This window comes from Limnohabitans sp., from assembly GCF_044373035.1.
Taxonomy (GTDB): Bacteria; Pseudomonadota; Gammaproteobacteria; order Burkholderiales; family Burkholderiaceae_C; genus Limnohabitans_A.
In genome coordinates this window covers 1-2,951 of the sequence record NZ_JBILQU010000202.1, presented here as the reverse complement: position 1 = coordinate 2,951, position 2,951 = coordinate 1, and the positions used below count along the sequence as shown (strand labels likewise).

The 2,951-nt window shown below is 63.3% G+C and carries 2 protein-coding genes and 2 pseudogenes; 3 read left to right on the top strand and 1 reads right to left on the bottom strand.

The window, feature by feature from the left end; all coding sequences use genetic code 11:
* Together ACIQ47_RS15880 and ACIQ47_RS15875 are read left to right on the top strand one after the other, a co-directional pair.
* A partial coding sequence (locus tag ACIQ47_RS15880; protein WP_396439002.1) for a M81 family metallopeptidase occupies window positions 1-1,290 on the top strand: 1,290 nt, incomplete at its 5' end.
* 66 nt (window positions 1,291-1,356) lie between these two features.
* Entirely contained in the window at window positions 1,357-1,845 is a 489-nt protein-coding gene (locus ACIQ47_RS15875) for a RidA family protein (RefSeq protein ID WP_396439001.1), read from the top strand.
* A gap of 92 nt (window positions 1,846-1,937) precedes the next feature.
* Here the strand turns inward: ACIQ47_RS15875 and ACIQ47_RS15870 are convergent.
* Window positions 1,938-2,419: pseudogene (locus ACIQ47_RS15870) on the bottom strand (tyrosine-protein phosphatase).
* A 159-nt stretch (window positions 2,420-2,578) separates the two neighbouring features.
* Between ACIQ47_RS15870 and ACIQ47_RS15865 the strand changes: the two are divergent.
* Window positions 2,579-2,951, top strand: a pseudogene (locus ACIQ47_RS15865) (gamma-glutamyl-phosphate reductase); the annotation flags it as partial.

Genomic DNA, 2,951 nt, shown 5'->3' with positions numbered 1-2,951 from the left:
CTGTTCGCCGCCGCAGTTCCACTCGGCCCCATTCGGCAGCCTGTGTACGAACAGTTGCGCGACGAGTTGCTGGACGACTTGCGCGCCGCGCTGCCGGTACAGGCCGTGATGCTGATGCTTCACGGCGCGATGACAGCCGAGGATTGCCTGGACTGCGAGGGTGACTTGCTCGAGCGTGCACGCAGCATCGTGGGCCCTGAGGTGCCCATTGGCGTCGAGTTGGACCTGCATGGGCACGTCACGCGCAGCATGGTTCGGCATGCCACGTTGATGGTGGCTTACAAGGCCTACCCACACACCGACATTGACGAGCGCGCAGCTGAAGTGGCGCGACTGACCATCGACACCGCAGAGCGCCGCATCCGCCCTGTCACCGCGGTCTGGGATTGCCGCATGGCTGGCAGTTGGCCCACCACGCGCGAGCCTCTGAAAAGCTTTGTCGGGGAACTGCAGGCCCTCGAAGGACACAACGGCGTACTGTCGGTCTCGCACGCCCACGGGTTCGCGTTTGGCGACGTGCCAGAGGCGGGTGCACGTCTTTGGGTGGTCACAGACGGTGACGAAGCCCTGGCCACCCGCCTGGCGAAAGAGCTTGGCCAGCGCCTGTGGACATTGCGTCACGCTTTGCACCAGCCGCCGCTCGGCATGGAGGCCGGCATGCGACGTGTGGCCGAGTTGCCGTCACTGCCCGGGGCGGGGCCGATCGTCGTAGCCGATATGGCCGACAACCCGGGCGGCGGCGCCCGTGGCGACAGCAGCTTCGCGCTGCAGGCGGTCCTCTCAATCGGCATCCCGAATGTGGCCCTCGGTGGCCTGTGGGACCCGGGCGCCGTGCAGCTGTGCTTCGAGGCGGGCCTGGGGTCGACGCTGGCCCTGCGCGTGGCGGGCAAGTCCGGACCCACCTCGGGTTCTCCCGTGGACTTGCGCGTCACCGTGCGGGCGCTGGCCGAAAACCACGAACAAACCGCCTTCGGTGCCAAAAGCCCCCTGGGTGCTTCGGCCTGGGTGAGTACGGCCGAAGGCATCGATTTGGTGCTGATTTCGCGCTGCCAGCAGGTTATTGGCACCGATCTGTTCACCGGATTGGGCGTTGACTTGAGTAGTAAGCACGCGGTGGTGGTGAAGTCCATGCAGCACTTCCATGCCGCCTTTGCACCGCTCGCTCGCGAAGTGCTGTACGTCGATTCACCGGGGTTACTGACTGCCGACATCGCCGCGCTGCCCTTCCATCACCGCGACCCCCACTTCTGGCCCCGCGTGGCCGATCCCTGGTCGGGTATGGCGTCCTGAGGCCCTGCCCGTCAACTTCAAAGCGTGAGCCAGTGCCCACGCACCAACACTTTGTAAAGGAATTGCATGTCTGCTATCGATGACCGCCTTGCCCAACTGGGCCTTGTTTTGCCTGAGCCGCTGAAGATGCCCCCGGGCACCACTTTGCCCTTTCCCTGGGTCCGCGTGATTGGACAGCGGGCTATTTTTTCAGGACATGGCCCCACGTTGGGCGACGGCAGCATGGCACAGCCATTGGGCAAGGTGGGCGCTCAAGTGACCATGGAGCAGGGCTACACGGCCGCCCGACTCACGGCGCTGGCGATCTTGGGCAGCCTCAAGCGCGAGCTGGGCAGTCTGGACCGTATCGAGGCTTGGGCGCACATCCTCGGCATGGTCAACTCGGCACCCGGCTTCGATCGCCAGCCCGCCGTCATCAATGGCTTCACCGACTTGATCCTTGATGTGTTTGGCCCGCAGGTCGGCGCTCATGCTCGCAGCGCCGTTGGCATGGCTGAACTGCCATTTGGCATCCCGGTAGAAATTGAGGGCGAGGTGCTGTTGCGGCTGGACTGAGACACCGCGAGCGAGGCGGACAACTTCGCGACACTGCACCCTATGGCCTGGCGAATGTCAGGCTTAAAGCCACGTCATGTTGACCATCGGATTCATGTCTGCAATACCTTTGAATCGGTTGCTGGAGAGGTGCACAAGCAGCAAGTCATATGGCTGGAAGTGGCCTTGGATTCAACCGATAGATGCGCCTGCAAGGCCGCCAGCTCTTGCGGGCTGAGGCCAATCGCACCGTGCAGGTACTCGGGCATGCCGCCGTGCTGCTGGTCCACGGCCTCAAAGGCTGCATACAAAATTCGGGCTGCACTTGCCACAGCACTTTCATCACATGCGGGTGCCCGTTGCCCTCCATGCGCGGGTCGCGTCGGTACAGCTGGTTGGTCAACAGGTAGTCGTGTTCGATCGTTTCGCGATCAGCGCCCAAGGCTGACAGCAGCAAGGCCGCCGCAAAACCGGTGCGGTCTTTGCCTGTGGTGCAATGAAACACTTGGGGTGTGGGCTGCTCCAGCAGATGCTTCATGAACCACCCAAATGTGCCTGCGTTGTGGTTGACAAAGTCGCGGTAGGTCTCGCGCATAAAGTCCACGGTCTCGTCGGTGGTGGGCACCACGCCTTGGGCCACCAACGCCTGCAGACGGGCGATCAACGATGCGACCAAAGGTCTTCTCGGGTGCAAAGTCCATGACGCATGGCAGGGTGGGGTCAAAGTGTCTTTGGCTTCTGCGAAAATGAGCGCATGACCGAACTGAATACCGCTGAACACATGCAGGCCCTGGGCCAGCAGGCCAAAAAAGCGTCTGCGCTGATGGCCAAGGCCTCTGCGGCCACCAAGAACGCGGCTTTGCGCCGTTTGGCCGCTTTGCTGCGCGAGAACACCGATGCCCTGCAAATGGACAACGCCAAAGACCTGGACCGCGCCCGCGCTGCTGGCTTGGCCGACCCCCTGGTGGACCGCCTGAAACTCAGCCCCAAGGTGCTCGAGACCTGCGCCCAAGGCTGCGAGCAATTGGCCGCCATGCCCGATGTGATCGGCGAAATCATCGGCATGAAGCAGGTGCCCAGCGGCATCCGCGTGGGCCAAATGCGCGTGCCCATTGGCGTGTTCGGCA